Origin of the sequence: Caballeronia sp. INML1 (assembly GCF_023631085.1) — a bacterium.
GTDB classification, from domain to species: Bacteria; Pseudomonadota; Gammaproteobacteria; order Burkholderiales; family Burkholderiaceae; genus Caballeronia; species Caballeronia turbans.
Genome location: NZ_JALQDT010000004.1, coordinates 312,965 through 337,388, shown reverse-complemented (window position 1 = coordinate 337,388; position 24,424 = coordinate 312,965). Strand labels below are relative to the sequence as shown.

The 24,424-nt window shown below is 65.3% G+C and carries 22 protein-coding genes and 1 CRISPR repeat array; of the genes, 7 read left to right on the top strand and 15 right to left on the bottom strand.

The genetic code is table 11. The annotated features are described in order from the left end of the window. Positions 1–3 precede the first annotated feature (3 nt). The 6 genes from NCR38_RS02580 to NCR38_RS02555 all read right to left on the bottom strand — a co-directional run bounded on the left by NCR38_RS02580 (position 4) and on the right by NCR38_RS02555 (position 5,746). The gene (locus NCR38_RS02580; RefSeq protein ID WP_061117690.1) at positions 4–804 is read right to left on the bottom strand and encodes a CoxG family protein; all 801 of its coding nucleotides are present in this window, start codon (positions 802–804) and stop codon (positions 4–6) included. Between the two features lie 74 nt (positions 805–878). Continuing rightward, positions 879–1,256, bottom strand: a complete 378-nt coding sequence (locus tag NCR38_RS02575) for a DUF427 domain-containing protein (protein ID WP_061117691.1) — start codon at positions 1,254–1,256, stop codon at positions 879–881. Between the two features lie 145 nt (positions 1,257–1,401). Then, positions 1,402–1,896 (bottom strand): hypothetical protein, encoded by a 495-nt coding sequence (locus NCR38_RS02570; RefSeq protein ID WP_061117872.1) that lies wholly within the window; start codon positions 1,894–1,896, stop codon positions 1,402–1,404. A gap of 138 nt (positions 1,897–2,034) precedes the next feature. Next, complete coding sequence (locus NCR38_RS02565) at positions 2,035–3,537, bottom strand: DegQ family serine endoprotease (RefSeq protein WP_061117692.1); 1,503 nt, start codon at positions 3,535–3,537, stop codon at positions 2,035–2,037. A 245-nt stretch (positions 3,538–3,782) separates the two neighbouring features. Then, entirely contained in the window at positions 3,783–5,084 is a 1,302-nt protein-coding gene (locus NCR38_RS02560; protein WP_061117693.1) for an ATP-binding protein, read from the bottom strand. Beyond that, entirely contained in the window at positions 5,084–5,746 is a 663-nt protein-coding gene (locus tag NCR38_RS02555; RefSeq protein WP_061117694.1) for a response regulator, read from the bottom strand. The genes NCR38_RS02560 and NCR38_RS02555 overlap by 1 nt, the downstream gene beginning before the upstream one ends. Positions 5,747–6,023: 277 nt before the next feature. Between NCR38_RS02555 and dacB the strand changes: the two genes are divergently transcribed. Together dacB and NCR38_RS02545 are read left to right on the top strand one after the other, a co-directional pair. Next, positions 6,024–7,649, top strand: coding sequence for a D-alanyl-D-alanine carboxypeptidase/D-alanyl-D-alanine-endopeptidase (dacB, locus tag NCR38_RS02550; RefSeq protein WP_250476340.1), 1,626 nt, complete (start codon positions 6,024–6,026; stop codon positions 7,647–7,649). 255 nt (positions 7,650–7,904) lie between these two features. Then, complete coding sequence (locus tag NCR38_RS02545; protein ID WP_061117696.1) at positions 7,905–9,011, top strand: SGNH/GDSL hydrolase family protein; 1,107 nt, start codon at positions 7,905–7,907, stop codon at positions 9,009–9,011. A gap of 131 nt (positions 9,012–9,142) precedes the next feature. Further along, positions 9,143–10,146: a CRISPR direct-repeat array (repeat unit 28 nt; unit sequence GGTCTATCTCCGCACACGCGGAGGAAAC). Positions 10,147–10,220: 74 nt separating this feature from the next. On the opposite strand, the gene NCR38_RS02540 is transcribed toward NCR38_RS02545, so the two are convergent. The 9 genes from NCR38_RS02540 to NCR38_RS02500 form a co-directional block, all read right to left on the bottom strand. Beyond that, complete coding sequence (locus NCR38_RS02540) at positions 10,221–11,252, bottom strand: L-threonylcarbamoyladenylate synthase (RefSeq protein WP_061117697.1); 1,032 nt, start codon at positions 11,250–11,252, stop codon at positions 10,221–10,223. A gap of 21 nt (positions 11,253–11,273) precedes the next feature. After that, a complete protein-coding gene (locus NCR38_RS02535; protein ID WP_061117698.1) occupies positions 11,274–12,461 on the bottom strand; it encodes a 5-(carboxyamino)imidazole ribonucleotide synthase in 1,188 nt (395 codons plus the stop codon). 67 nt (positions 12,462–12,528) lie between these two features. Further along, positions 12,529–13,062 (bottom strand): 5-(carboxyamino)imidazole ribonucleotide mutase, encoded by a 534-nt coding sequence (gene purE, locus NCR38_RS02530; protein WP_061117699.1) that lies wholly within the window; start codon positions 13,060–13,062, stop codon positions 12,529–12,531. A 60-nt stretch (positions 13,063–13,122) separates the two neighbouring features. Then, complete coding sequence (locus tag NCR38_RS02525; RefSeq protein ID WP_061117873.1) at positions 13,123–14,013, bottom strand: phosphoribosylaminoimidazolesuccinocarboxamide synthase; 891 nt, start codon at positions 14,011–14,013, stop codon at positions 13,123–13,125. A gap of 150 nt (positions 14,014–14,163) precedes the next feature. Further along, the gene (gene fba / locus NCR38_RS02520; RefSeq protein WP_035497826.1) at positions 14,164–15,228 is read right to left on the bottom strand and encodes a class II fructose-bisphosphate aldolase; all 1,065 of its coding nucleotides are present in this window, start codon (positions 15,226–15,228) and stop codon (positions 14,164–14,166) included. 207 nt (positions 15,229–15,435) lie between these two features. Then, positions 15,436–17,238, bottom strand: coding sequence for a pyruvate kinase (gene pyk / locus NCR38_RS02515; protein WP_409219253.1), 1,803 nt, complete (start codon positions 17,236–17,238; stop codon positions 15,436–15,438). 4 nt (positions 17,239–17,242) lie between these two features. Then, positions 17,243–18,433: a phosphoglycerate kinase gene (locus tag NCR38_RS02510; RefSeq protein ID WP_250476339.1), complete on the bottom strand. Its 1,191-nt coding sequence runs from the start codon at positions 18,431–18,433 to the stop codon at positions 17,243–17,245. Positions 18,434–18,841: 408 nt separating this feature from the next. Continuing rightward, positions 18,842–19,165, bottom strand: coding sequence for an AzlD domain-containing protein (locus tag NCR38_RS02505; RefSeq protein WP_250476338.1), 324 nt, complete (start codon positions 19,163–19,165; stop codon positions 18,842–18,844). Beyond that, positions 19,162–19,932 carry an AzlC family ABC transporter permease gene (locus NCR38_RS02500; protein WP_061117875.1) on the bottom strand — a complete coding sequence of 257 codons (771 nt, stop codon included), beginning with the start codon at positions 19,930–19,932 and terminating at the stop codon, positions 19,162–19,164. Before NCR38_RS02500 ends, NCR38_RS02505 begins: the two co-directional genes overlap by 4 nt. Before the next feature lie 349 nt (positions 19,933–20,281). Here NCR38_RS02500 and NCR38_RS02495 point away from each other — a divergent pair, with 349 nt between their 5' ends. From NCR38_RS02495 to NCR38_RS02475, 5 genes are all read left to right on the top strand, one after another. Further along, the gene (locus tag NCR38_RS02495; protein ID WP_250476337.1) at positions 20,282–21,202 is read left to right on the top strand and encodes a branched-chain amino acid transaminase; all 921 of its coding nucleotides are present in this window, start codon (positions 20,282–20,284) and stop codon (positions 21,200–21,202) included. A 65-nt stretch (positions 21,203–21,267) separates the two neighbouring features. Continuing rightward, positions 21,268–21,465 (top strand): zinc-finger domain-containing protein, encoded by a 198-nt coding sequence (locus NCR38_RS02490; protein WP_008351333.1) that lies wholly within the window; start codon positions 21,268–21,270, stop codon positions 21,463–21,465. Between the two features lie 124 nt (positions 21,466–21,589). Further along, positions 21,590–22,663 carry a lipopolysaccharide heptosyltransferase II gene (gene waaF / locus NCR38_RS02485; protein ID WP_061117703.1) on the top strand — a complete coding sequence of 358 codons (1,074 nt, stop codon included), beginning with the start codon at positions 21,590–21,592 and terminating at the stop codon, positions 22,661–22,663. A 192-nt stretch (positions 22,664–22,855) separates the two neighbouring features. After that, entirely contained in the window at positions 22,856–23,302 is a 447-nt protein-coding gene (locus NCR38_RS02480) for a nuclear transport factor 2 family protein (protein WP_061117704.1), read from the top strand. Between the two features lie 63 nt (positions 23,303–23,365). Then, on the top strand, positions 23,366–24,421 hold the full coding sequence (locus tag NCR38_RS02475; protein ID WP_409241418.1) for a YheT family hydrolase: 1,056 nt from the start codon (positions 23,366–23,368) through the stop codon (positions 24,419–24,421). The last annotated feature ends 3 nt before the right edge of the window (positions 24,422–24,424 follow it).

Sequence of the window (24,424 nt, the reverse complement as noted above, 5' to 3'; positions counted from 1 at the left end):
CCGTCATTTGAGCGCGATATGCTGTGCGAGGTAGGCAAACAGCGCGACGCACACGAGCATCGCCGCCCACGCCCAGACGGGCAAGCCGAGCGGATGCGGATCGTGGGAGTGATCGCGCTCGTGATGCACGAAACCATGCCCGTTCAGCCGATGCCGCAGCACGCCGCTCGCGTGGGCATCGGCGGACGGCCCGCGCATCGCGCCCGAGCGACGCGAAAACGCCGCCGACATCGCGCTCGGCCGCAAGAAGACGTGCCGGCGCTCGGTGCGCTCGCCCGCGGCGCGCATCGACGGCAACGCGTGCTTCGCGCGCACCACTTCGCAGAACTCGGCGAAGAAATCATCGGCGCCTTCGCGCAGCGCGTTTTCGATCTGGCGGGCAGGCAAGCCGGCGAGCGGGCCCGATACCGTCGCCCAGACGGTGTATTCGATCCAGGTAGCGGCGCCGTCGTCGTCCGGGTTCAACGCGACCGCGATCTGCCCGCGCAAGGAGCCGACGCCTTCGCCGCGCGCCTTGAAGCTCAGCGTGCGGGCGTACACGGCATCGTCGGATTCGGTGGTTTCGGTGGTATCGCCTGGCGCGCGCGCCGCCTGACGCGTGCGCCCGGCGGCATGAGCGCGGATCTGGTAGCGCGCCCGCAGCGCGCCGAGCGGCACGATCAGCGTGAGGACATACTCGCCGCCGGGCGTGCGTGTGAACGATTCGCAATTGTCGAGGCTCGCGCGCAGCAGCGCGAGATCGCCCAAGGCTTCCCGGACATGCGCCGGGTCGAGCGGAACGCACAGGGCATCGGTGACTTCCATTCGAGCCTCCGCGAAAAGGATCGCATGCGTTCGTTATGGCCGAGCCGGCCTCGGCTGTCTGTTCGGATGCGCGCCTATGACGTTTCGTCGATACGATCGACGCGCGAACCGTAAAACGCGAGATAGCCCTTGATCTTTACGGCGGCGTCGAGCGGCGCTTCGTAGCTCCACGCGGCGTTCTCGACCGGGCCGTCCTCGGTCAGCAGGTGATAGTGCGTGGCCTCGCCCTTGCTCGGGCAATGCGTGGTGTGGATGGAGCGTTCCAGGCGCGCCATGTTTACGTCGGCGCGCGGGAAGTAGTGAACTTTCTCCACACCCGGCTCGATGAGCGTGAGGGACGCGTGCGTATCGGCGTAGGTCACGCCCTGATGGATCACGCGGCAGCGCCGTCCATTCAGCGTGATCTCGATGTGATGCGCCGTCTGGTGTCCGTCGTTCAGTTCCGTGCCCATCGTGCTGCCCCTCCCGCGTGAGAACCGACATCCCAAGAAAAAAGCCACGAGTCATCGAGACACCCGTGGCTTAATTATGAGACAAACTTCCGATACTGCGTGAGCGCTTTCGATGCCCGGGCGTATCCCCTTTCGACGCTCGCGCTTACTGAATGTTCCAGTGGAACGCCGCCTTGGCCTTGCCCGGTCCGGCAACGGTCACCGCCTGCTTTTTCTCCTGGTCCTTGTACTTCGCGTAGACCGTATAGCTGCCCGGCGGAAGTTTGACGAGCATGTACGGCCCCATCGACTCGGTGGAAAGCGTCTCGCCGCCCTTGCCGTCGACGATGCGAACCTGCACGCCCGAGAGATAGTCGGCGGTCGGGCCCGTGAAGCGCAGCGACAACGGCCAGTGCGCCTGTTCGCGCAACAATGCCCGCGATTCGTCGAGTCCCACGCCGCCCGATGTGTAGGAGACGTCGCCTTGCTGCTGGATCTGCGGCAGACCGCCCCCGTTGGTATTGCCGGCGCTCGACGTGTCGCTCGTCGTGCCACCCGCCGCTCCGCCCGCTTGCTGCGCCCAGGCGCCGCCCGTCATGCCGGCGCTCATCGCCGCAACGAGAACTGCGGCCGCCAGCTTGCCCGTGGTCTTGCTCGTCATGTTTCTGCTCCTTTGTCCGGTGCCGCCGCGCCCGGGAGCCGGCGGCGTCACGCCCGATGCGTCGATGTCACGCGATGGGGCACCAGGCAACCGCAGAGCATGGTTCGTGCCCGCATCGCGCAAGCCGACGGCCGCGCGTCAGCCGAGATCGACCGGCACGAAGATCTGGGCATCGTCACGCTGGATCAGAAGCGCGATGCTGTCGCCCGCGTGCTGGACCATCGACTTCAATTGCTGCACCGACGTGACCGGCTGGCCGTTCACGGCGAGAATCACATCGCCCGGCTGAATGCCCGCGTTCGCCGCCGCGCCGTTCGACTGCTGCACGAGCAGGCCGCGCGAAAGCGAATCGTTCTGCCGCTCTTCCGGCGTGAGCGGGCGCACCGCGACGCCGAGGCGCGCGTCCTGCGCCGACGCGCTGTCGGCGCCGCCGGTGTTCGCGCTCGCGGTCTTCGCATCCTTCAGCGCGCCGATTGTCACGGAAAGATCCTTCGCGCTCTTGTCGCGCCACACCGTCACTTTCGCGGACGTACCCGGCGAGAGGCCCGCGACCTGCGACGGCAGCGAAGTGGAATCCGTCACCGGCACGCCGTTGAGCGCGGTGATCACGTCGCCCGGCTGCAGCCCTCCCTTCGCGGCCGGTCCTCCCGGCTCGACCGAACTCACGAGCGCGCCTTGCGGCGACTTCATGCCGAACGAATTCGCGAGCGTCTGGTTCATGCCCTGCACCGTCACGCCGAGACGGCCGCGATCCACGTGTCCCGTCTTGATGAGCGCGTCCTTGACCTTGATTGCCTCATTGATCGGGATAGCGAACGAAAGCCCCTGGAAGCCGCCCGTTTGCGAATAGATCATCGAGTTGATGCCGATCACCTCGCCTTGCAGGTTGAAAAGCGGGCCGCCCGAATTGCCCGGATTCACCGGCACGTCGGTCTGGATGAACGGTGTGTAGTTTTCGTTGGGCAACGCGCGCGACTTCGCGCTGATGATGCCCGAGGTCACGGTGTTGTCGAATCCGTATGGCGAGCCGATCGCGACGACCCACTGGCCGACCTTGCTGCCGTTAGGATCGCCGATTTTCACCACCGGCAGGTCCTTCGCGTCGATCTTCAGCACGGCGACATCCGACTGCTTGTCCGCGCCGATGACCTTCGCGCGATATTCGCGCTTGTCCGTGAGCTTCACGGTGACGACATTCGCGTTGTCGACCACGTGTGCGTTCGTCAGGATGTAACCGTCGCTGCTCACGATGAAGCCCGAACCAAGACCTTCGCTCGGACGATCCGCACCGGGACCGCCGTCGCCGCCGCCGAAGCCGGGCATGCCGCCGAAGCGCTTGAAGAACTGATAGAAGGGATCGTCGGGGTCCATCGGCAGTTGACTCTGGCCGCGGCGATTCGACGTCTGCTTGACGACGTGCTTCGCGCTGATATTCACCACGGCCGGACCGTATGTCTCGACGAGGCCGGAGAAATCGGGAATGCCTGTTTTTGCCGCGGCTTCGGCGGGCATCAGCGCGGCTGCGGCGGGCGAGATGACCTGCGGCGCCGGGACGTTGTTGTGCCCAGCCACGTAGCCCGCCGACAAGGCAACGGCAACGGCCGCTGCGACGGCGCTGCGGGTGAGGATCTTCGCTTTCATCGTGTGCTCCTGACGAGGGGATGTGCGCTTGAGAAGCGCGCTATGTCGATGGAGCAAGATTACGGGGTGTCGCTTAAACCTTTCTTAAAAACGTAAAGGGGCGTCTGTTTCCGCGAACAGACGCCCCTGGTAGTGCGGCTTGCTTATACTGCACTGGGTCGAACTCATTGCATTACTTTCTGACACATTCAACTTAGTCGACTGCTGCTCGTTGTTTCAAGAACGGTCAACCAACGACCGCGGCATCAGAACGTCACAGTGACCTTGAGCCCGCCCGCTTCCGACTCCCCGAGCGACACCGCCGCGCCATGCTGAACCGCGATGCGGCGCACGATCGCAAGCCCGAGACCGCTGCCCGCGACATCCGTGCGTGCGCGATTCGCGCCCTCGCCGACGCGATAGAACCGGTCGAACACTCTTTCGCGTTCTTCTTGCGGAATGCCCGGCCCGGTGTCGGAGATTTCGACGACCGGACGTCCGTCGCGCACCTTCAGGCAGACATCCACGCGACCGCCTTTGGGCGTGTACTTCGTCGCGTTGTCGATGAGATTGTTGAACATCACGCGCAGCGAATCGGCATCGCCCTTCACGATCGCCGGCTCGCTCACTTCGATGCCGAGATCGACGCCGCGCTCCTGCGCGACCAGCACATAACCGCGCACGCAGCCTTCCAGCAGTTCGCGCAGATCGACTTGCGTCTCGACACCCTTGCCGTCCGGCTCCGATCGCGCGAGAGCCAGCAATTGTTCCGCAAGCCGCGTGGCGCGCGCGATGCCTTCATGCAGATCCCCGAGCGCCTCGCGGCGCGTTTCGTCGTCCTGCGCACGCGCGACGAGCTGCGCCTGGATCTGCACCGCCGCGAGCGGCGTGCGCAGTTCGTGCGCGGCGTCGGCGACGAAGGCCTTTTGCGTATCGAGCGCAGCCGACAGCCGCGAAAGCAGCGCATTCAGCGCGCGCACGACCGGCCGCACTTCCTGCGGCAGACGTTGATCGGAGAGCGGATCGAGCGCTTCGGGATGACGTGTGTCGAGCGCGCGCGTCACGCGCTGCAAGGGCGCGAGGCCGAGTCCCACGATCACCCAGATCGCAAGCCCGAGCAGCGGCAGCAGCAGCACGAGCGGCCACAGCGTGCGCCACGCGACGCCCGCCGCGACACGATTGCGGATCGACAGCGGCTGGGCGAGCTGCACGACGTTGTCGCCGACGATCGCGCTATACACGCGCCATTCGCCGCGCGGCGTCATTTCGGTGGAAAAGCCGAGCTCCGCGTGGGGCGCGAGCGGCACGCGCGGATGCGAGTAGTACATCAGCACGCCGTTGCGATTCCAGATCTGGATGACGACGCCCTCGTCGCTCTCGCTGCGCGAACTCAGCACCGACGAAAACGGCTCCGAAGGCAGCGCGGCCGCGATCTGCTGCAACTGGTAGTCGAAGAGTTCGTTGGCTTCCGCGAGCGCCTGCCGATAGATGAGCCATCCTGCAAACCCCACGCCGACGATGACGAGCGCGAGCAGCCAGATCAGCAATTGCCGGCGGATCGACCGCATCAGGCGTCCTTCGCGACCATGTAACCGAGGCCACGCACGTTGCGGATGAGATCGGCGCCGAGCTTCTTTCTCAGCGAATGGATATACACCTCGACGGTATTGCTGCCGATCTCCTCGCCCCAGCCATAGATCTTTTCCTCGAGCTGGCTTTTCGACAGCACCGCGCCGGGCCGCGCCATCAGCGCTTCGAGGAGCGCGAACTCGCGCGCCGACAGCGACACGGGCGCGCCCGCGAGCGTCACCTGATGACCGACCGGATCGAGCGTCAAATCACCGTGGCGCACGAGCGATTCGCCCCGCCCCGCGTGCCGGCGGATGAGCGCACGCATGCGCGCGCCGAGCTCGTCGAGATCGAAGGGCTTGACGAGGTAATCGTCCGCGCCGGCATCGAGTCCCTTCACGCGATCCGCAATCGCGTCGCGCGCCGTGACGATCAGCACCGGCAGGGCGTTGGCCCGCGCGCGCAAAGTTTTCAGCACATCGAGGCCGTCCCGTTTGGGTAGACCGAGGTCGAGCAGCATGAGGTCATAGGACTCGCCCGCGACGGCGGTGAGCGCAGCCTCGCCGTCCTGTACCCAGTCGACTGCGAAGCCGTCCGCGCGCAGCGCCTTGCGTACGCCTTCGGCAATCATCCGGTCATCTTCGACAAGCAGGATTCGCATGGCACATGTCTGTTCGTGGTTACATGGGCAGCCTCGTAGCCGCGACCCATTGTAGCCGCGCGGGCTTGCCACAGGCTTAAACGCGACTTAACCGCGCCGATCGTCCACGTTCGGAAGACAACGGCGTGCCGCGCCCGACGCCCATCGCCCGACGAAGATTTTCAGCCCGTACGATTTCCGCAAGCCAGCTTGTCTACAATAGCCGCTTCCCGCGCGGCGCACCCCTGCCCGGCCACGCGCCGCCGCCTGCCATCCAGTCCAAGAACAACGCTCGTCCATGCCGTCTGCATTTCGCTTCCTGCCCAGCCGTCTCTCTTCGTTCGCGCTCGCCGCAACCTTCGCCTGCGCAGCGCTCGGCCATATGCCCTACGCCGAGGCGCGCAGCGGCTCGAAGTCCGAATCGCAGGCGCAATCGCCGGAGCGCGCGGCGATCGGTGGAACCCGGTCGAAGCACGCGGCGAAAAACGAAGCGAAGCGCGCGAAGGCCGAGCGCGAGCGTGCCGAGAAGGCGAGCGTGCCCGCCGGACCGCTGCCCGCATCGGTGATGACGGCGCTCGCGCACGCGCACGTACCGCTTTCGTCGATGAGCGTCGTCGTGCAGCGCGTCGGCGCGCCGTTGCCTCTCGTCTCGGTCAACGCGAGCCAGCCGATGCTGCCCGCCTCGACGATGAAGCTCGTCACCACATACGCCGGCCTCTCGATGCTCGGCCCGGACTATCGCTGGAAGACGACCGCGTATGCCGACGGCGACGTCGATGCTCAGGGCGTCCTGCACGGCAATCTGTACATCCAGGGTACTGGCGATCCAAAGCTCGTGCCGGAGGAGCTGATCGATCTCGTCGAGCAGGTGCGCAAGAACGGCATCACGGGCATCGATGGCGCGCTCGTGCTCGACAAGCGCTACTTCGACGCTTCCACGCGCGATCTGCCCGCCTTCGACAACGATGACACCGCGCCCTACAACGTCGGCCCGGACCCGCTGCTGTACGCATTCAAGTCGCTGTCCTTCACGCTGACGCCGAGCCCCGACGGACAAGTCTCCATCGACGTGCTGCCGCAACTCGCGCAATTGCAGATCGACAACGAACTGCGCGTCACGCGCGGCGCCTGCACCGGCTCGCTCCAGGCGGCGTCGCCGAGCGTCGCGCAGACACAGGGCGGCTTCGTGCAGGCATCGTTCATCGGCGACTATCCGTTGCGTTGCGGCTCGCGCACGATCAACGTCGCGGCGCTCGATCACTCGACGTTCTTCGCGGGCGGCTTTCTCGCACTGTGGAAGCAGGCGGGCGGCACGTTCCAGGGCACGACGCGCGAAGGCCCGACGCCGTCGAACGCGCGGCTCGTCGGCACGCATCGCAGTCCGGTGCTGTCGGACGTCGTGCGCGACATCAACAAGTTCAGCAACAACGTGATGGCGCGCAACCTGTTCCTCACGATCGGCGCGGCGCAATCGAAGCCGCCGGCGACGACCGCGAAATCCTCCGCGGCGATCCAGGCGTTCCTGAAGCGCAGCGCCCTGCCGATGAGCGGCCTCACGCTCGACAACGGCTCGGGCCTTTCGCGCGACGAGCACATCTCGGCGAGCTCGCTCGCCGACCTGCTGATGGCGGCCAACGCGAGTCCGGTCGCGCAGGTGTTCGTCGAATCGCTGCCCGTCGCGGGCGTCGACGGCACGATGCGCAACCGCCTCACCAACGCGGGCGCGCTCGGCAACGCGCACATCAAGACCGGCACGCTGCGCGACGTACGGGCGATCGCGGGCTATGTCGGCGCGGCGAACGGCGAGAGCTATGTCGTCGTGAGCTTCATCAATGATCCGCGCGCCGAAGCCGCGCGCGCCGCGCACGATGCGCTGCTCGAATGGGTCTACGAAGGCGTGCGCAGGCCGGGCGCGGCGGATTGAACGGCTCGGCCATCGGCTGAATACGGCGCTCGCGGGCACGGAAAGCCGGCGGGACCGAAGATTTCTTCTACGAAGTGACGTCCGGTAACGTGCGCGCGGCGTGTACGCTGTCGGGCACGCCGCTGGCCCGGTGCAGGTGTGCACCGGAGCGGGCGGGCGGCATCGCTTAAACTCGCAGGTACGCGGCAGGCGGACCGCAACAAGGTCAGGCGCCGCAATCGAACTAGAAAACACCGAAGAAGGGAGACGAGGTCCATGAACAAGCAACGCTCGACGCGCGCCGCACTGGTGCGCTTTGCCCAAGTCGCGACGGCCAGCGCGGCCTTCGCTCTGCTCGCCGCGTGCGGTGGCGGCGGCGATGACAACAATTCCACGCCGGCGGGCGGCGTGAAACTGCAGGTGGTGTCGTTCGGCGACAGTCTTTCCGACGTCGGCACCTATTCGCCGGTCGCGGCGGCGAACTTCGGCGGCGGCCGGTTCACGACGAATCCGGGTCAGGTCTGGGTGCAGAATGTCGCGCAGTATTACGGCGATACGCTCACGCCGGCGATGACGGGCGGCTTCGGCACGCCGCCTGCCACGCAAGCGGGTCTCGGCTACGCGCAAGGTGGCGCGCTCGTGACGAATCCGATCGGGATCAATCACGTGTCGACCGATCCCGCGAATTACACGGGCGCGCTCACGGTGCCGATCGTTCAGCAGGTGCAGAACTATCTCAGCGCACACGGCAGCTTCAATTCGAACCAGCTCGTGATTGTGAACGGCGGCGGCAACGACATCCTCTATAACTTCCAGCGGGCCGTGGCCGGCGCGATCACGCCGGCACAGGCGAGCGCAGCGATCGGCAAGGCGGCGATCGACCTCGCCGGTCTGATCGGCAAGGTCGTGCAGAGCGGCGCGACGCACGTACTGGTGTCGAACGTGCCGGACATCGGCGCCACGCCGCAGGGCATGATGAGCTCGGCGGCCAATCGCGCGTTGCTCACACAGGCATCGCTCGGCTTCAATCAGGCGCTTGCGGCAGCGCTTACGCAGTCGGGACTGATGCCGAAGGTGATTTATCTGGACATCGTGCCGGTGCTCGCCAATGTCACGGCGAATTATCAGCAGCTTGGATTCGCGGTTTCGAACACCGGGACGGCCTGTAACCTGCAGGCGATGGCGGCGGCGGCGCAGAAGTTCGGCGAGCCCAATCCGCAAGCGTTCGCCACCTCGCTGTTCTGCTCGCCGGAGACGCTGACCGTCGCGGGCGCGGACCAGACGTACATGTACGCAGACACCGTGCATCCGACGACGCATCTGGGCGCGCTCTATGCGCAGGCGGCGGAGCAGGCGATTGCGAAGTCGGGGTTGGGGAAGTAAGCGGGTTCTTTCGGTTGCGAATGGAAAACCGCCCGGCGAGAGATCGCCGGGCGGTTTTGTTTTGAGGCTTGGAAGAGGTGTGCGCGGGCGCGGAGGAAACATCACGCCACCGCCGAGGCGATCTTCTGAAAGGTGTATCTCCGCACACGCGGAGGAAACTGGCAGAACTCGGGTATGGGTTCGCCTACCGGGGGTCTATCTCCGCACACGCGGAGGAAACGCGCCCATCGCCATCATCGATCCGGCATATGGGGGTCTATCTCCGCACACGCGGAGGAAACTACAAAGCTCAGACCCAGTACCTCGATCCTCAGGGTCTATCTCCGCACACGCGGAGGAAACCCTGTCCGCTCGTCGATACAGTCGTCTGTGAAGGGTCTATCTCCGCACACGCGGAGGAAACGGCCAATCCTATCTTGATCCCGTCTACGACCAGGGTCTATCTCCGCACACGCGGAGGAAACTTTTTTGGAGGTCCATTGCAGTTGACTGACCACGGTCTATCTCCGCACACGCGGAGGAAACAAAGTCGTCGCGGTCATGGCTCAGGCCATCCACGGTCTATCTCCGCACACGCGGAGGAAACGGGCCGAACAGATCGTGCGGCGGCGGATGCAGGTGTCTATCTCCGCACACGCGGAGGAAACGCGAGGATTGCGCACAGCTCTTCCTGGATCATGGGTCTATCTCCGCACACGCGGAGGAAACTTGTGCTCTACGCTTGCGACTCGCCGCGCAATGGGTCTATCTCCGCACACGCGGAGGAAACGACGGCTTGCCGCTCACGCTGTCATGGTCGGACGGTCTATCTCCGCACACGCGGAGGAAACTAGATCCATCGCCGAGCCATCGCTCATCGCGAGGGTCTATCTCCGCACACGCGGAGGAAACTTTGTTTCCATCACGCGATGGTAGTACCCGAACGGTCTATCTCCGCACACGCGGAGGAAACCTCAGACTCGCGCATAGCGCCTACGGCGGCCCGGGTCTATCTCCGCACACGCGGAGGAAACCGCGGGTCCGAATCGATGACGAGGATGGGATCGGGTCTATCTCCGCACACGCGGAGGAAACGGCGAGACGTTCATGCACTTCAAGGTCCGCGTGGGTCTATCTCCGCACACGCGGAGGAAACCCTAGATGATAACCGCTTGATCCAAAACCGAAATCCCCGCAACCCATCTTCACAAATGAGGCCCCCGCGCGCCCTCACTCCTCCCGCTCGAACGCCGCCGCCGCCCTCCCAAGCCGATCATTCACCGCGATCCACTCGACCGTATCCGGCAGTTTCTCGATGAGAATCCGCTCGACATCCGCCCGATCCAGCGCACGCAACAAACCATACAAATCGCGCGCGTAACTCTGCGGATTTTCCGGCGCGGCCGCGAAATGCACATGCGCCGCATGCGCCCATTCCCCCGCGCTTGACGCCCTCGCGACCAGCGCGATCTTCCTTCCGCTCACCCGATCGTGAGCCGCGAGCAACGGCTCGATCGACGCGAACGGCAACAACGCAAGCGGCGTGCGCGGCGCGTAATGCGCCTTCAACGTCCCGGAAGCGCGCGGCGCCGTGGCATCCGCCCCATCCGGCAACCTCGGCGCAGTACCGATCACATCCGCGATCTGCTGCGGACTCACATGTCCCGGCCGCAGCAGCGCCGGAAACCCGCGCGACAAATCCAGAATCGTCGATTCGATGCCGACGTCCGCCGCGCCGCCATCGAGCACGTGCACCGCGCTGCCGAACTCGTCGCGCACGTGCTGCGCGGTCGTCGGACTGACATGACCAAACCGGTTGGCCGATGGCCCCGCGACGCCGCCCTGCTTCCCCGTGCCGATCCGCCGCGCGTGGAACGCCGACAACAGTTGCTGCGCCACCGGATGCGACGGACATCGCACGCCCACCGAATCCTGGCCGCCGCTGACCGCCGCCGGAATATGGGCCGCGCGCTTGAGGATCAACGTCAAAGGCCCCGGCCAGAACGCATCGATGAGCTTCTGCGCATCTGCGGGCAACTCCCGCACCCAGTAGCCCGGATCGGCTTCGGGCGCGAGATGCACGATCACCGGATGATTCGCCGGACGGCCCTTCGCCGCATAAATACGCGCGATGGCGTCCGGATTCTCGGCGTCGCCGCCGAGCCCGTAGACCGTCTCGGTCGGAAACGCGACGAGTTCGCCCGCATCGAGCAAAGCCGCGGCTTCAGCGATCTGCGCGGCGCTCGGAAAGTGAATGGTCATTGCCTGCTGCTTCGGTAAGTCTCAATCGAGCGGGATATGCAGCATCCGCGCGCAGTCACGCGCCGCCGTGCGCGCTTCCTCGAGCGTCGCCGCCGTGAAATTGATGTGGCCCATCTTGCGGCCCCGGCGCGCCTCTTCCTTGCCGTAGAGATGCAGCCGCGCGGCCGGCATCGCCGCAACCTCCGTCCATGCGGGCGCTCGCGCCTTGTCGCCATCGAACCAGATATCGCCGAGCAGGTTCAGCATCGCGGCGGGCGAATGCTGGCGCGTATCGCCGAGCGGCATGCCGGTCATCGCGCGGACCTGTTGCTCGAACTGGCTCGTCGCGCAGGCATCGACCGTGTAGTGGCCGGAATTGTGCGGACGCGGCGCCATTTCGTTGGCGATCAGCGTGCCATCTTCCAGCACGAAGAATTCGACGCACAGCACGCCGACATAACCGAGCTTCGCGGCAATGGTCAGCGCGGCGTCCTGCGCCTGCGCGACAAGCGATGCCGAAGCATCGGGCGCAGGCACGACCGTCTTCGCGAGAATGCCGTTCACATGCACGTTCTGCGCGAGCGGAAACACGGCCGACTTGCCGTCGCCGCCGCGCGCGATCAGCACGGACACTTCGTACTTGAGCGGCATGCGCTTCTCGAGCACGCACGGCACGCCCGACAGCGACGCATACGCGTTGCGCACGTCCGCGACATTGCGCACGCTGACCTGCCCCTTGCCGTCGTAGCCGAGACGCGCGGTCTTGAGAATGCCCGGCAGCACCGCCGCGATCTTCTCGTCGGGCAACGCGGCGAGCGCCTGCGGCGATTCGATCACGACATGCGGCGCGACCGGCACGCCCGATGCCGCAATGAAGCGCTTCTCCGCGACGCGGTCCTGCGCGATCGCCACGCAGCTCGCAGCCGGGCTGACGAACGTGCACGACGCGAGAAATTCGAGGCTCGCGGAAGGCACGTTCTCGAATTCCGTCGATACCGCCGCGCACAGGCGGCCGAGTTCGGTGAGCGCCGCGCGGTCGTCATAGGCGGCGCGGATGTGGCGATCCGCGACAGCGCCCGCGGGGCTCGTCTCGTCCGGATCGAGGACGGCGACGCGATAGCCCATCGATTGCGCGGCGAAGCAGAACATGCGGCCGAGCTGGCCACCGCCGACCATGCCGAGCCATGCGCCCGGCAGGATGGGGGAGATCGGAGAATTGTGTGGGTTCATCGTGGGGCTTGGGTGGCTGGCTGTGGGCATCAGCGATTGCGCGACGCGCGGTCCGCGCGCGGGGTCATCAAAGCGGCGGCAGCGCCATGTCCCGCGCCGCCTGATTCTGCTTCACACGGAAAGCGGCGAGCGCGTCGGCGTATGCGGCATCGGTGACGCTCAGCATCGATACGGCGAACAGCGCCGCGTTCGCCGCGCCCGCCTCGCCGATGGCGAAGGTCGCGACCGGCACGCCCTTGGGCATCTGCACGATCGAATGCAGCGAATCGACGCCCTTCAGATATTTGCTCGCCACCGGCACGCCGAGCACCGGCACGGTGGTCTTCGCGGCCAGCATGCCCGGCAGATGCGCCGCGCCGCCCGCGCCCGCGATGATCGCACGCACGCCGCGCTCACGCGCGCTTTCCGCGTAGGCGAACATCTCGTCCGGCATGCGATGCGCCGAGACCACTTTCGCCTCGTACGGCACGCCGAATTCCTGAAGCATCGCGACGGCGTGCTTCATCACGTCCCAGTCGGAGCTGGAACCCATCAACACGCCGACGAGCGGCGCTTCGTGTGTGTGCCCTTTTGCCAGATCCGGGGCCTTCACTTCGCTCATTCCAATTTCCCAGAGATATGCCCGCGCCGCTCTTTTCGTGAGCGGCGCGCGTGCCGAACCTTAAGACAGCGTCTTGCCAGTGAGACGCTGCAACGCTTCCTGATACTTTTCCGACGTCTTGGCGATCACCTCGTCCGGCAGCGCCGGCGCGGGCGGCTCTTTTTTCCACGGCTGCGTTTCGAGCCAGTCGCGCACGAACTGCTTGTCGAAGGACGGCGGATTCGTGCCGACCTGATAGCCATCGGCGGGCCAGAAGCGCGACGAATCGGCCGTCAGGACTTCGTCCATCAGATACAGCTCACCCTTGTTGTCGAGGCCGAACTCGAACTTCGTATCCGCGATGATGATGCCGCGCGTGGCCGCGTATTCGGCCGCTTCCTTGTACAACTGGATGGAGATGCGCTTGATCGTCGCCGACAGTTCGGTGCCGATGCGGCGCTCCATCTCATCGTAGGTGATGTTTTCGTCGTGATGACCCATTTCGGCTTTCGCCGCCGGCGTGAAAATCGGCTCGGGCAGCTTCTGCGCATTCTGCAGCCCCGGCGGCAACTCGACGCCGCACACCGCGCCCGTCGCCTGATAGTCCTTCCAGCCGCTGCCCGCGAGATAGCCGCGCACGACCGCTTCGACGAGGATCGGCTCGAGGCGCTTCACGACGACCGCGCGGCCCTTCACCTGCTCGACCTCGTCGGGCGCGACGACAGTCGAAGGATCGATGCCCGTGTTGTGATTCGGCACGATATGACCGAGCTTCTCGAACCAGAAATCGGCCATCGTGTTCAGCACGCGGCCCTTGTTCGGAATCGGCTCGCCCATGACGACATCGAATGCGGAAAGGCGGTCGGTCGTTACGATCAGGAGCTTGTCCTGACCGACTGCGTAGTTGTCGCGGACCTTGCCGCGGCCGAGCAGCGGCAGCGATCTGATCGTGGATTCGTATAGCGTGGACATCGTCATGTACCGGAAAGGGTGCTGAAATGGTTAACGCCGCGCTTCGGCATCCAGCGCGGCGAGAGAAAAAAAGCGAACGGGCTCCGAACCCGGAACCCGTTGATTTTACTTTACAAATAACGCCTGGCTCAGATCAGGCTTATTTCGCGCTCACTTGACGATCTGCGCGAGGGCGCCCGACTTGTACTTCTCGGCGATCTTGTCGAGCGAAACCGGCTTGATCTTGCCCGCCATGCCTTCGCAGCCGAACTGCATGTAGCGCTGGCGGCAGATTTCCTTCGCCGCTTCGCGCGCGGGCTTCAAATAGTCGCGCGGATCGAACTTCGACGGATTTTCGAACAGATAGCGGCGAATCGCGCCGGTGATCGCGAGGCGCAAATCGGTATCGATGTTCACCTTGCGCACGCCGTGCTTGATGCCTTCCTGAATCTCTTCGACCGGCACGCCGTAGGTTTCCTTCATGTCGCCGCCGAATTCGCGGATCTCGGCCAGCAATTCCTGCGGCACGGACGACGAACCGTGCATCACCAGGTGCGTGTTCGGAATGCGCTGGTGGATTTCCCGGATGCGGTCGATGGCGAGAATGTCGCCCGTCGGCTTCTTCGAAAACTTGTACGCGCCGTGCGACGTGCCGATCGCAATCGCCAGGGCATCGCACTGCGTCTGCTTCACGAAGTCGGCGGCCTGCTCGACGTCGGTCAGAAGCTGCTCGCGCGTCATCGTGCCTTCGGCGCCGTGGCCGTCTTCCTTGTCGCCCTTCATGGTTTCGAGCGAACCGAGCACGCCCAGCTCGGCTTCGACGGTGACGCCGATCGAATGCGAAAACTCCACGACCTGCTTCGACACCGCGACGTTGTATTCGTACGAAGCGACCGTCTTGCCGTCGGCTTCGAGCGAACCGTCCATCATCACGCTCGTGAAGCCGGAGCGGATTGCGGCCATGCACACGGCCGGCGACTGGCCGTGATCCTGATGCATCACGACCGGAATATGCGGATACGACTCGACGGCCGCTTCGATCAGATGGCGCAGGAACGCTTCGCCCGCGTACTTACGCGCGCCGGCGGACGCCTGCATGATGACGGGCGCGTTCACTTCGTTCGCGGCCGACATGATCGCCTGCACTTGTTCCAGATTGTTGACGTTGAATGCCGGGAGGCCGTAACCGTGTTCGGCTGCGTGATCCAGCAGTTGACGCATTGATACGAGAGGCATTGTGGTGAGACTCCATGATGTGAAACGAATTCTGCAGCGCGCTCGATTCCGCTCTCGGGCGGTTTTCGGCTTGATCGTCGCCTCGACTGACGCATTGCTCCGCGTCGTCTTGCGCGCTTGATTGGGCGCCCGCCGCTGCTGGACGGCGGGCGCTCCGGACCTGCGGCAATCGCGCGGCGTTTGACCGCGCAGATTTCTCAAAAATGCTTAGAAGTGGTCGCCCACACGCACGATCTTGAGCGTGTTGGTGCCGCCCGCCTGACCCATCGGCTCGCCGACGGTCAGCACGACCATGTCGCCGCGCGCCGCATAGCCCTTCGACACGACCACTTCGAGCGCCTGATTCAGCGCGGTGTCGCGATCCATGTTGGTGTCGACGTGCAGGGGCGTCACGTTGCGGTACAGCGACATCGTGCGCTCGCTCGACACGCGCGGCGTCAGCGCGAAGATCGGCACGTGCGTCCAGTGACGCGACATCCACAGCGCCGTCGAGCCGGATTCGGTCAACGCGACCACGGCCTTCGCGCCGAGATGAAAGGCGGTGAAGAGCGCGCCCATCGCGATCGACTGGTCGATGCGCGTGAACGTGCGGTCGAGGAAATCGCGGTCGAGCTGCGACTCTTCCGACTTCTCCGCCTCGACACACACGGCCGCCATCGTCTCGATGGTCGTCACCGGATACTTGCCGGCTGCCGTTTCGGCGGAGAGCATCACGGCGTCGGTGCCGTCGAGCACGGCGTTCGCGACGTCCGACACTTCCGCGCGCGTCGGCACGGGCGCGTGGATCATCGATTCCATCATTTGCGTGGCGGTGATCACGAGCTTGTTCGACTCGCGCGCCATGCGGATCATGCGCTTTTGCAGCGCCGGCACCGCCGCGTTGCCCACTTCCACAGCGAGATCGCCGCGCGCGACCATGATGCCGTCCGATGCGTCGAGAATGCCCTGCAATGCCGGAATCGCTTCGGCGCGCTCGATCTTCGCGATCATCTTCGGCTTGATGCCATACGGCGCGCCCGCGATGTTCGCGAGTTGACGCGCCATTTCCATGTCCGTCGCATTTTTCGGGAACGACACCGCGACGAAGTCCGCGCCGAGCGACATCGCCGTCTTGATGTCCTCCATGTCCTTCTCGGTCAGCGCGGGCGCGGTGAGACCGCCGCCCTGGCGGTTGATGCCCTTGTTGTTCGAGAGCTCGCCGCCGACTTTGACCGTCGTGTGAATTTCCTCGCCGATCACGCGCGTCACGTCGAGCACGATGAGGCCGTCGTTGAGCAGCAGCACGTCGCCTGCGCGCAGGTCGCGCGGCAGATCCTTGTAGTCGAGGCCGACGCGCTCGTTATTGCCGAGCGTGCAGTTGGCGTCGAGGATGAACGGGTTGCCCGCGACGAGCATCGTCTTGTTGTTCTCGAACTTGCCGACGCGGATCTTCGGGCCTTGCAGGTCCGCCATGATCGCGACTTCGCGGCCCACCTGACGCGCCGCCTCGCGGACGATTTCAGCGCGCTGGCGATGGTCGTCGGCGGTGCCGTGCGAAAAGTTGAAACGTACGACGTCGAGACCCGCCTGCAGCATTTGCAGCAGGATGTCCGGGCTAGTGGAAGCCGGGCCGATGGTGGCAACAATCTTTGTAGCGCGATGCATGGAATTCCTCGTCTCAGTAGGATCGCCCGTAACTACGCTGCGAGCACGTTGCGCTTGCAGTGAGGTGTTGCTCACCGGTTGCGCGCGCGCGCCGGTTCGTGCCGGCGTCGCTTTGTCGATTTCCTTCAGGGCATGGGCGGGCATGCCGCCAATGATGACCGGAGGCGGGGGCGGCACTGCGGCCGCGGCTTCGCCTTCGGATGCTGCCTGATCTGTTTGCGCCGCTTGCGCGATCGCCAGCGCTGCTTCAGGGGCGGCATCGGGCGCGCCGCTGTCGATCACGTCCTGCGTCACATCGTCTTGCGCGCCGCCGGCTGCTTGCGCGCCCTTCTTACCTGCTTTCGCCGGATTGCCTCGGGCCGCCAACGCCTCAGGCCCGCGACTCGAGCACTTCCACCGCGGGCAGCTTCTTGCCTTCCAGGAACTCCAGGAACGCGCCGCCGCCGGTCGAGATGTAGCTCACTTTGTCGTGGATGTTGTACTTCGCGATGGCCGCGAGCGTGTCGCCGCCGCCCGCGATCGAGAACGCCGACGAATTGGCGATCGCCTGCGCGAGCGTCTTCGTGCCGTTGCCGAACTGGTCGAACTCGAACACGCCGACCGGGCCGTTCCAGACGATCGTGCCGGCGGTTTCGAGCTGCGCCGCGAGCGCCTTCGCCGTATCCGGGCCGATGTCGAGGATCAGGTCGTCGTCGGCGACATCCGCGACGGGCTTGATCTGCGCCTTCGCGGTCGGGGCGAATTCCTTGGCCGTCACGACGTCGCTCGGAATCGGCACCGATGCGCCGCGCGTGCGCGCCTGCTCGATGATTTCCTTCGCTTCGTCGACGAGATCGGCCTCCGCGAGCGACTTGCCGATCTTGAGGCCCGACGCCAGCATGAACGTGTTCGCGATGCCGCCACCGACGATCAGTTGATCGACCTTCTCGGCGAGCGACTTCAGAATGGTGAGCTTGGTCGACACCTTCGAGCCCGCGACGATCGCGACGAGCGGTCGCTTCGGGTTGCCGAGCGCCTTGCCGAGCGCGTCGAGCTCGGCGGCGAGCAGCGGGCCCGCGCATGCCACCGGCGCGTACTTCGCGATGCCGTGCGTCGTGGCTTCGGCGCGGTGCGCGGTGCCGAACGCGTCATTCACGTAGACGTCGCAGAGCTTCGCCATTTTCTGCGCGAGGGCGTCGTCGTTCTTCTTCTCGCCCTTGTTGCAGCGGCAGTTTTCGAGCAGCACGACGTTGCCCGGCTGGACCTGGACGCCGTCGACCCAATCGGCGACGAGCGGCACGTCGCGGCCGAGCAGCTCCGACAGACGCTTCGCGACCGGGGCCAGCGAGTCTTCCGGCTTGAACTGGCCTTCGGTCGGGCGGCCCAGATGGGACGTGACCATCACGGCCGCGCCCGCGTCGAGGGCGGCCTTGATTGCCGGGACAGAGGCGCGCACGCGCGTGTCTTCGGTGATGTTGCCGTCATCGTCTTGCGGCACGTTGAGATCCGCGCGGATGAACACACGCTTGCCGGAGACTTTGCCTTCGGCGATCAGATCGGTGAAACGCAGTACTTTCGTCATGGGAGTCAACGTAGGTAAAGAAGCGGTTCGGGCGGGGACGGCCGTCGGGGCGGCCGGTTCGTGGAGTCGCCGCGCGCGGGCCGCCGGGCAGGACGGCTCGCGCGCGGATCAGGCTGGAGGCGAAGGGCGCGCGGTGAAGCCGAACGCGCGTGCAAGAAGCGGGAGAAAGGGATCGGACAGATGAATCCGGAGAGGCGCGCGAGCGGCGCTCGGGCGCGTGCACGCAGCCGGGAGCGGCGGGTTGGACAGCGGGTTGGACCATCCTGGCGCGGTGACTGCCGGAGACACTTTCGACCTCGCTCACTCGGGAAAGACCATCATTTTAACCGATCGCCCTGTCCGCTTTTAGCGGGCAATCGTTGATGACGCGTATTTGGCGCCGACGCATGCGACCCGAGCGTGGCGCGTTCACGCCGCGAGCCGCAGCAGCGTGAACACGAGCATGCCGACGGCGATCGTGCCCATCATGCCGCGCCGCCACAGGTAGTACGCGAGTCCGGCCGCCGACGCCCATAGCGCATGATTCGACAGCGCGAGCGAAATGCCCGCCGACGTCTCCAGCAGGTCGGGCACGACGACGCCCGCCAGCGCCGCGGCCGGCGCGTAGCGCAGCACGCGCTGCACGCGCGGCGGCAGCACCATGCGTTCGCCGCCGGCCAGAAACAGTGCCCGCGTCACCGCGGTGACGAGGCCCATGCCGAGAATCGCGAGCCAGACATGCAGGGCGCTCATCGGAGTGGCCTCGTGGCGGCGGGTTTGTCGGCTTTCTTTTCGTCGGTGGCCTGCTTAGGGCCGGTGCGCTCCGCTATCACGTCCGCGAGCGTGCCCGCGAACAGCGCCGCGAATACCGCGAGCGGCAAGCCGAAGCGATACGGCAGATCGAACGCCAGCAGCGCGACCACGCTGGCGACGGCGACGGCCGCGAGCGTCGAGCGCGTGGCGATCGCAGAAACGATGAGCGGAATCAGCGCGAGCGTGCCCGCGAGCTCGAGGCCCCAGTTATCCGGAATCAGGCTCGCGAGCAGAATGCCGATCACCGACGAACTCTGCCAGGACAGCCAGCTCGACACCGCCAGTCCCCAGAAGAACGCCTCCTTGCCGGGCTGCCAGCCGACCGGAAAATTTCGCTTCGAGAACATCAGATAGATGATGTCGCCGTTGAAATAGCCGAGCAGCAAACGCCGCTTGAGCGGCAAGTAGGAGAAATGCGGCGCGAGGCCCGCGCTGAAGATGACGAAGCGCAGGTTGACCATCGCGGCGGTCAGGAGAATCGTCCAGAGCGGCAGCTTGGCGGCGAAGAGCGGCAGCACCGCGAGCTGCGACGAGCCCGCGTACACCGCGAACGACATGCCGAGCGCCTGCGGCACGGTGAGTACGGACTTCGTCATCGCGACGCCGGTCACGAGGCCCCAGGAGAACGTCGCCAGGACGGCGGGAGAGAAGGTGCGCACGCCCTCGAAAAACGCGCGGCGATTCGTGTCGGACAGCCGGTCGAGCATGAGCAAATGCGAGGCGAACAAGACAACCCGTGATGCCATTGCGCGGCCTCGATCGAATGCGCGATGGATCGGGAAAAACCGGGAAAATCGGGAATGGTGAGCTTCGCCGTTTCAGCCCGCGGTTTTTCAGCGGACGGCGAAAGGCAAATTATAGCGGCGTGAAAGGCGTGCCAAGGTCGGTTTCGTCGTGAAAAGACGCTAAAATGACGGTCTTTCGCCGCCTTTGCGCCCTCGACACGCGACTTCCCCTACGGAATCCGAGCAAGAAAGCGCGCCGGGCGCCGCCGCCCCTTCAGAACGCGGGCGGCCTGCCGAAACCCACTTGAACCGAGACAGCTAGGAGAACCGTATGTCAATGGCCGACCGCGACGGCAAGATCTGGATGGATGGCAAGCTGATCGACTGGCGTGATGCCAAGATCCACGTTCTGACGCACACGTTGCACTACGGCATGGGCGTTTTCGAAGGCGTGCGCGCGTACAAGACCGCGCAGGGCACGGCGATCTTCCGCCTGAAGGAGCACACGAAGCGCCTGCTGAACTCCGCGAAGATTTTCCAGATGGAGGTCCCGTTCGACGCTGCCACGCTCGAAGCCGCGCAACTGGAAGTCGTCAAGGCGAACAATCTGGAAAGCTGCTACATCCGCCCGATCATCTGGGTCGGCTCGGAAAAGCTCGGCGTGTCGGCCAAGGGCAACACGATTCACGTGGCCATCGCCGCCTGGCCGTGGGGCGCGTATCTCGGTGAAGACGGACTCGCGAAGGGTATTCGCGTGAAGACGTCGTCGTTCACGCGCCATCACGTGAACGTGTCGATGGTCCGCGCGAAGGCATCCGGCTGGTACGTGAACTCGATTCTCGCGAATCAGGAAGCCGTCGCCGACGGCTACGACGAAGCCCTGCTGCTCGACGTGGACGGTTACGTGTCCGAAGGCTCCGGCGAGAACTTCTTCCTCGTGAACAACGGCAAGATCTACACGCCCGATCTCGCCTCGTGCCTCGACGGCATCACGCGCGATACCGTCATCACGCTCGCGCGCGATTTCGGCATCCCGGTGATCGAAAAGCGCATCACCCGCGACGAGGTGTACACCTGCGACGAAGCGTTCTTCACCGGCACCGCCGCCGAAGTCACGCCGATCCGCGAGCTCGACAACCGCACGATCGGCTCCGGCAAGCGCGGTCCGATCACGGAGAAGCTGCAAAGCGCGTTCTTCGACGTCGTCGGCGGCAAGAACGAGAAATACGCGAGCTGGCTCGCGAAGGCTTAACCGACCTCATGCGACGCGGCGAGCCTGACACTCGCCGCTAGCAGGACATCTGACAAGAGATAGCAATGAGCGACCTGAAGGAAATGCCGCTGGTGGAATTGTCGGCGAAAGATCTGCCCGCCTTCTGCCCGAACCCGAAGATGCAGCGCTGGAGCACGCATCCGCGCGTGTTCATCGACGTGACGCACGGCGAAGCGCGCTGCCCGTACTGCGGCACGCGCTACAAGCTGAAAGACGGCGAAGTGCTCAAGGGCGGTCACTGAAAACGCGCCGGGCGCCGCCGCCCTGTTTCCGCGCCGTAGCAAAAGGCGCACATCAGACCCACGACAATCGACGGCTCGCCCCAAGGCGGCGGGCCGCGTTCATTTTGAGATCGGATAACGACAGATGCGCCGTGCGCTGGTTATAGCACCGAACTGGATCGGTGACGCATTGATGGCGCAGCCGCTCTTTACGCTCTTGCGCAAACTGCATCCGCGCATCGCGATCGATGCCGTCGCGCCGGGCTGGGTCGCGCCCGTGCTCGAGCGCATGCCCGAGATCCGCGACGTCTACGCGACGGATCTCGCCCACGGCAAGCTGCAACTGCTGCGCCGCTGGCAGCTCGCGAGCGATTTGCGCGATGTCGGCTACGACGCCGCCTACGTGCTGCCCAACTCCGTCAAATCCGCGCTGATTCCGTGGATGGCTGGCATCAATTTGCGTATCGGCTACACGGGCGAGAGCCGCTACGGGCTCTTGAACGTGCGTCACGCGAATCCGCCGAAGACCGAGCGTCCGCCGATGACCGCGCATTACGCCGCGCTCGCCTACGCGCCGGGCGCGAAGCTGCCGTTCGTCGACAAATTCGCCCAGCCCGATGCCGCCGGAGAGCCCGAGGCGCAGACGCTTCCCGTGCCGCGTCTCGAATTCGATCCGAACGAAGCCGCGCGCGTCTCGACGCGCTTCAATCTCGACACGCGGGCGCCGCTCGTCGTGTTCTGCCCGGGCGCGGAGTACGGGCCCGCCAAGCGCTGGCCGCCGGAGCATTTCGCGTCGCTCGCGCAATTCATCGCGCAGTCGTTCCCGTATGCGCGCATCATCGCGCTCGGCTCGAAGAAGGATGCGCCGATCGCGCAGGCCATCGCGGAGCGTGCGCCGATGGTGCGCAACCTGTGCGGCCAGACGTCGCTCGGCGAAGCGTGCGCGCTCATTTCACGGGCGAGCGCGGTCGTCACCAACGATTCCGGCCTCATGCACGTCGCGGCCGCGTCGCGCCGGCCGCTCGTCGCGGTCTACGGCTCGACCGATCCGCGCCACACGCCGCCCTTGTCCGATCTCGCAAAGGTACAATGGCTGCATCTTGAATGCAGTCCGTGCTTTGCCCGCGAGTGTCCGCTCGGCCATCTGAACTGCTTGCGCGAACTCTCGGCCGAACAGGTCTTCGGCGATTTGCGCGGGATGCTGCTCGCGCATCGTTGATGTTGCGCTCACGCGTCGAAAACGCGTGTCCAACTCGACGGTTTCCAGCCGTGTGTGCGGGTGCGGACACGCGAATGTCTCCGAACGGGGGCATGCTTTGACCAATGACCGATGCAGCGCGCCGTTCCGTCGCCTGCCGCCATCAGCGGCTTCGCGCGGCGCCGAGCACCGAATGCCAGAGACCCACGAGCCATGCCACGTTTCGCCCGCCTCTTCGAAGCCGCAGCCGATACTCTCAACGCTTACTATCAGGCGGTCGCGGACAACAGCATCGACAGTGTGATGTCGTTGTGGATCGACGAGGAGTTCGCCACCTGCGTCTGCGCGGACGGCACGCATCTGCACGGGCTGGAAAGCATCCGCGCCGGTCTCGGCAAGCAATTCGAAACGCAGGCGGTGACCATCGAGCCGCTCGATATCCGCGTGTACGACAGCTTAGGCACGGTGGTCTATGCGATCGCCGAGGCGCACCAGCAGGCCGCGCCCGCGAGCGTACCGCGCATGATCTACACGACCTACGTGATGGTTCACGAGCGCGGCGAGTGGCGCATCGCGCACATTCACGCGAGCGAGATGCCGCCGGACACGGCGGGCCAGTTCGCGGCCAGGCTGCGTCACGGCCAGGGGCCGCTGCACTGAAGGTAGATTTGAAGCGCTGAAGAAGACGTCTGTCGGGGAGGGGCCATGAAGCGCGATCCGTTGATGAAACACGATTCGTCATTCGTGGACAAAGCGCCTGCCGTCGCGCTGAAGGCAACCGCGCGCGTTCCGGGGCTGCCGGGCTCGGAATGGCTGTACAACGCGCCGCGCTGGCTGCCGACGAGCCACGCACAGACCATCGTCCCTGCCCTGTTCGGTCGAAAACCCGATGTGGGCTATCGGCGCGAGCGCTGGAACACGCCCGATGGCGATTTCATCGATCTCGACTTCCTCGCGCACGAAACCGGCGACGAACCCGCCGCGAATGCCCCGCTCTTCGTGCTCTTTCACGGCCTCGAAGGCAATTCAGATTCGCACTACGCGCGCACGATGATGGCCGCCGCCCGCGCGCGCGGCTGGCGTGGTGTCGTGCCGCATTTTCGCAGTTGCAGCGGCCCGCTCAACCTGCTGCCGCGCTTCTACCATCTCGCGGATAGCGCAGAAGTCGACTGGATCCTGCGTCGGCTCGCGCAGACGCATCCCGGGCCGGTCGTCGCGGCGGGCGTCTCGCTCGGCGGCAATGTGCTTTTGCACTGGCTATGCCAAAGCGGCAAGGATGCGTCGATCGTCAGCGCGGCCGCGGCCATCTCCGCGCCGCTCGACGTCCACGCCGGCGGCCTCGCGATCTCGCAGGGCTTCGGCATGGTCTATACGCGCAGCTTCCTGAAATCGCTCAAGAAGAAGGCGCTCGCGAAGCTCGGCCAGTATCCTGGTCTTTACGATCGCAACGCCGTGCTCGCGGCGCGCACGCTGTACGAGTTCGACAACGTCGTCACGGCGCCGCTGCACGGCTTTCGCGACACCGATCACTATTGGTCGACGGCGACCACCCGCGCGCATCTGAAGCACATCGAAGTGCCCGCGCTGCTGCTGAACGCGCGCAACGATCCGTTCCTGCCCGAGTTCGCGCTGCCCTCGCTTACTGAAGTGTCCGAGCGAGTCACGCTCGACCAGCCGAACCACGGCGGGCACGTCGGCTTCATGACGGGGCCGTTTCCCGGCCGGATCGACTGGCTGTCGCTGCGTGTGTTCGGCTATCTGGAGAACTTCGTTTCGTGAACG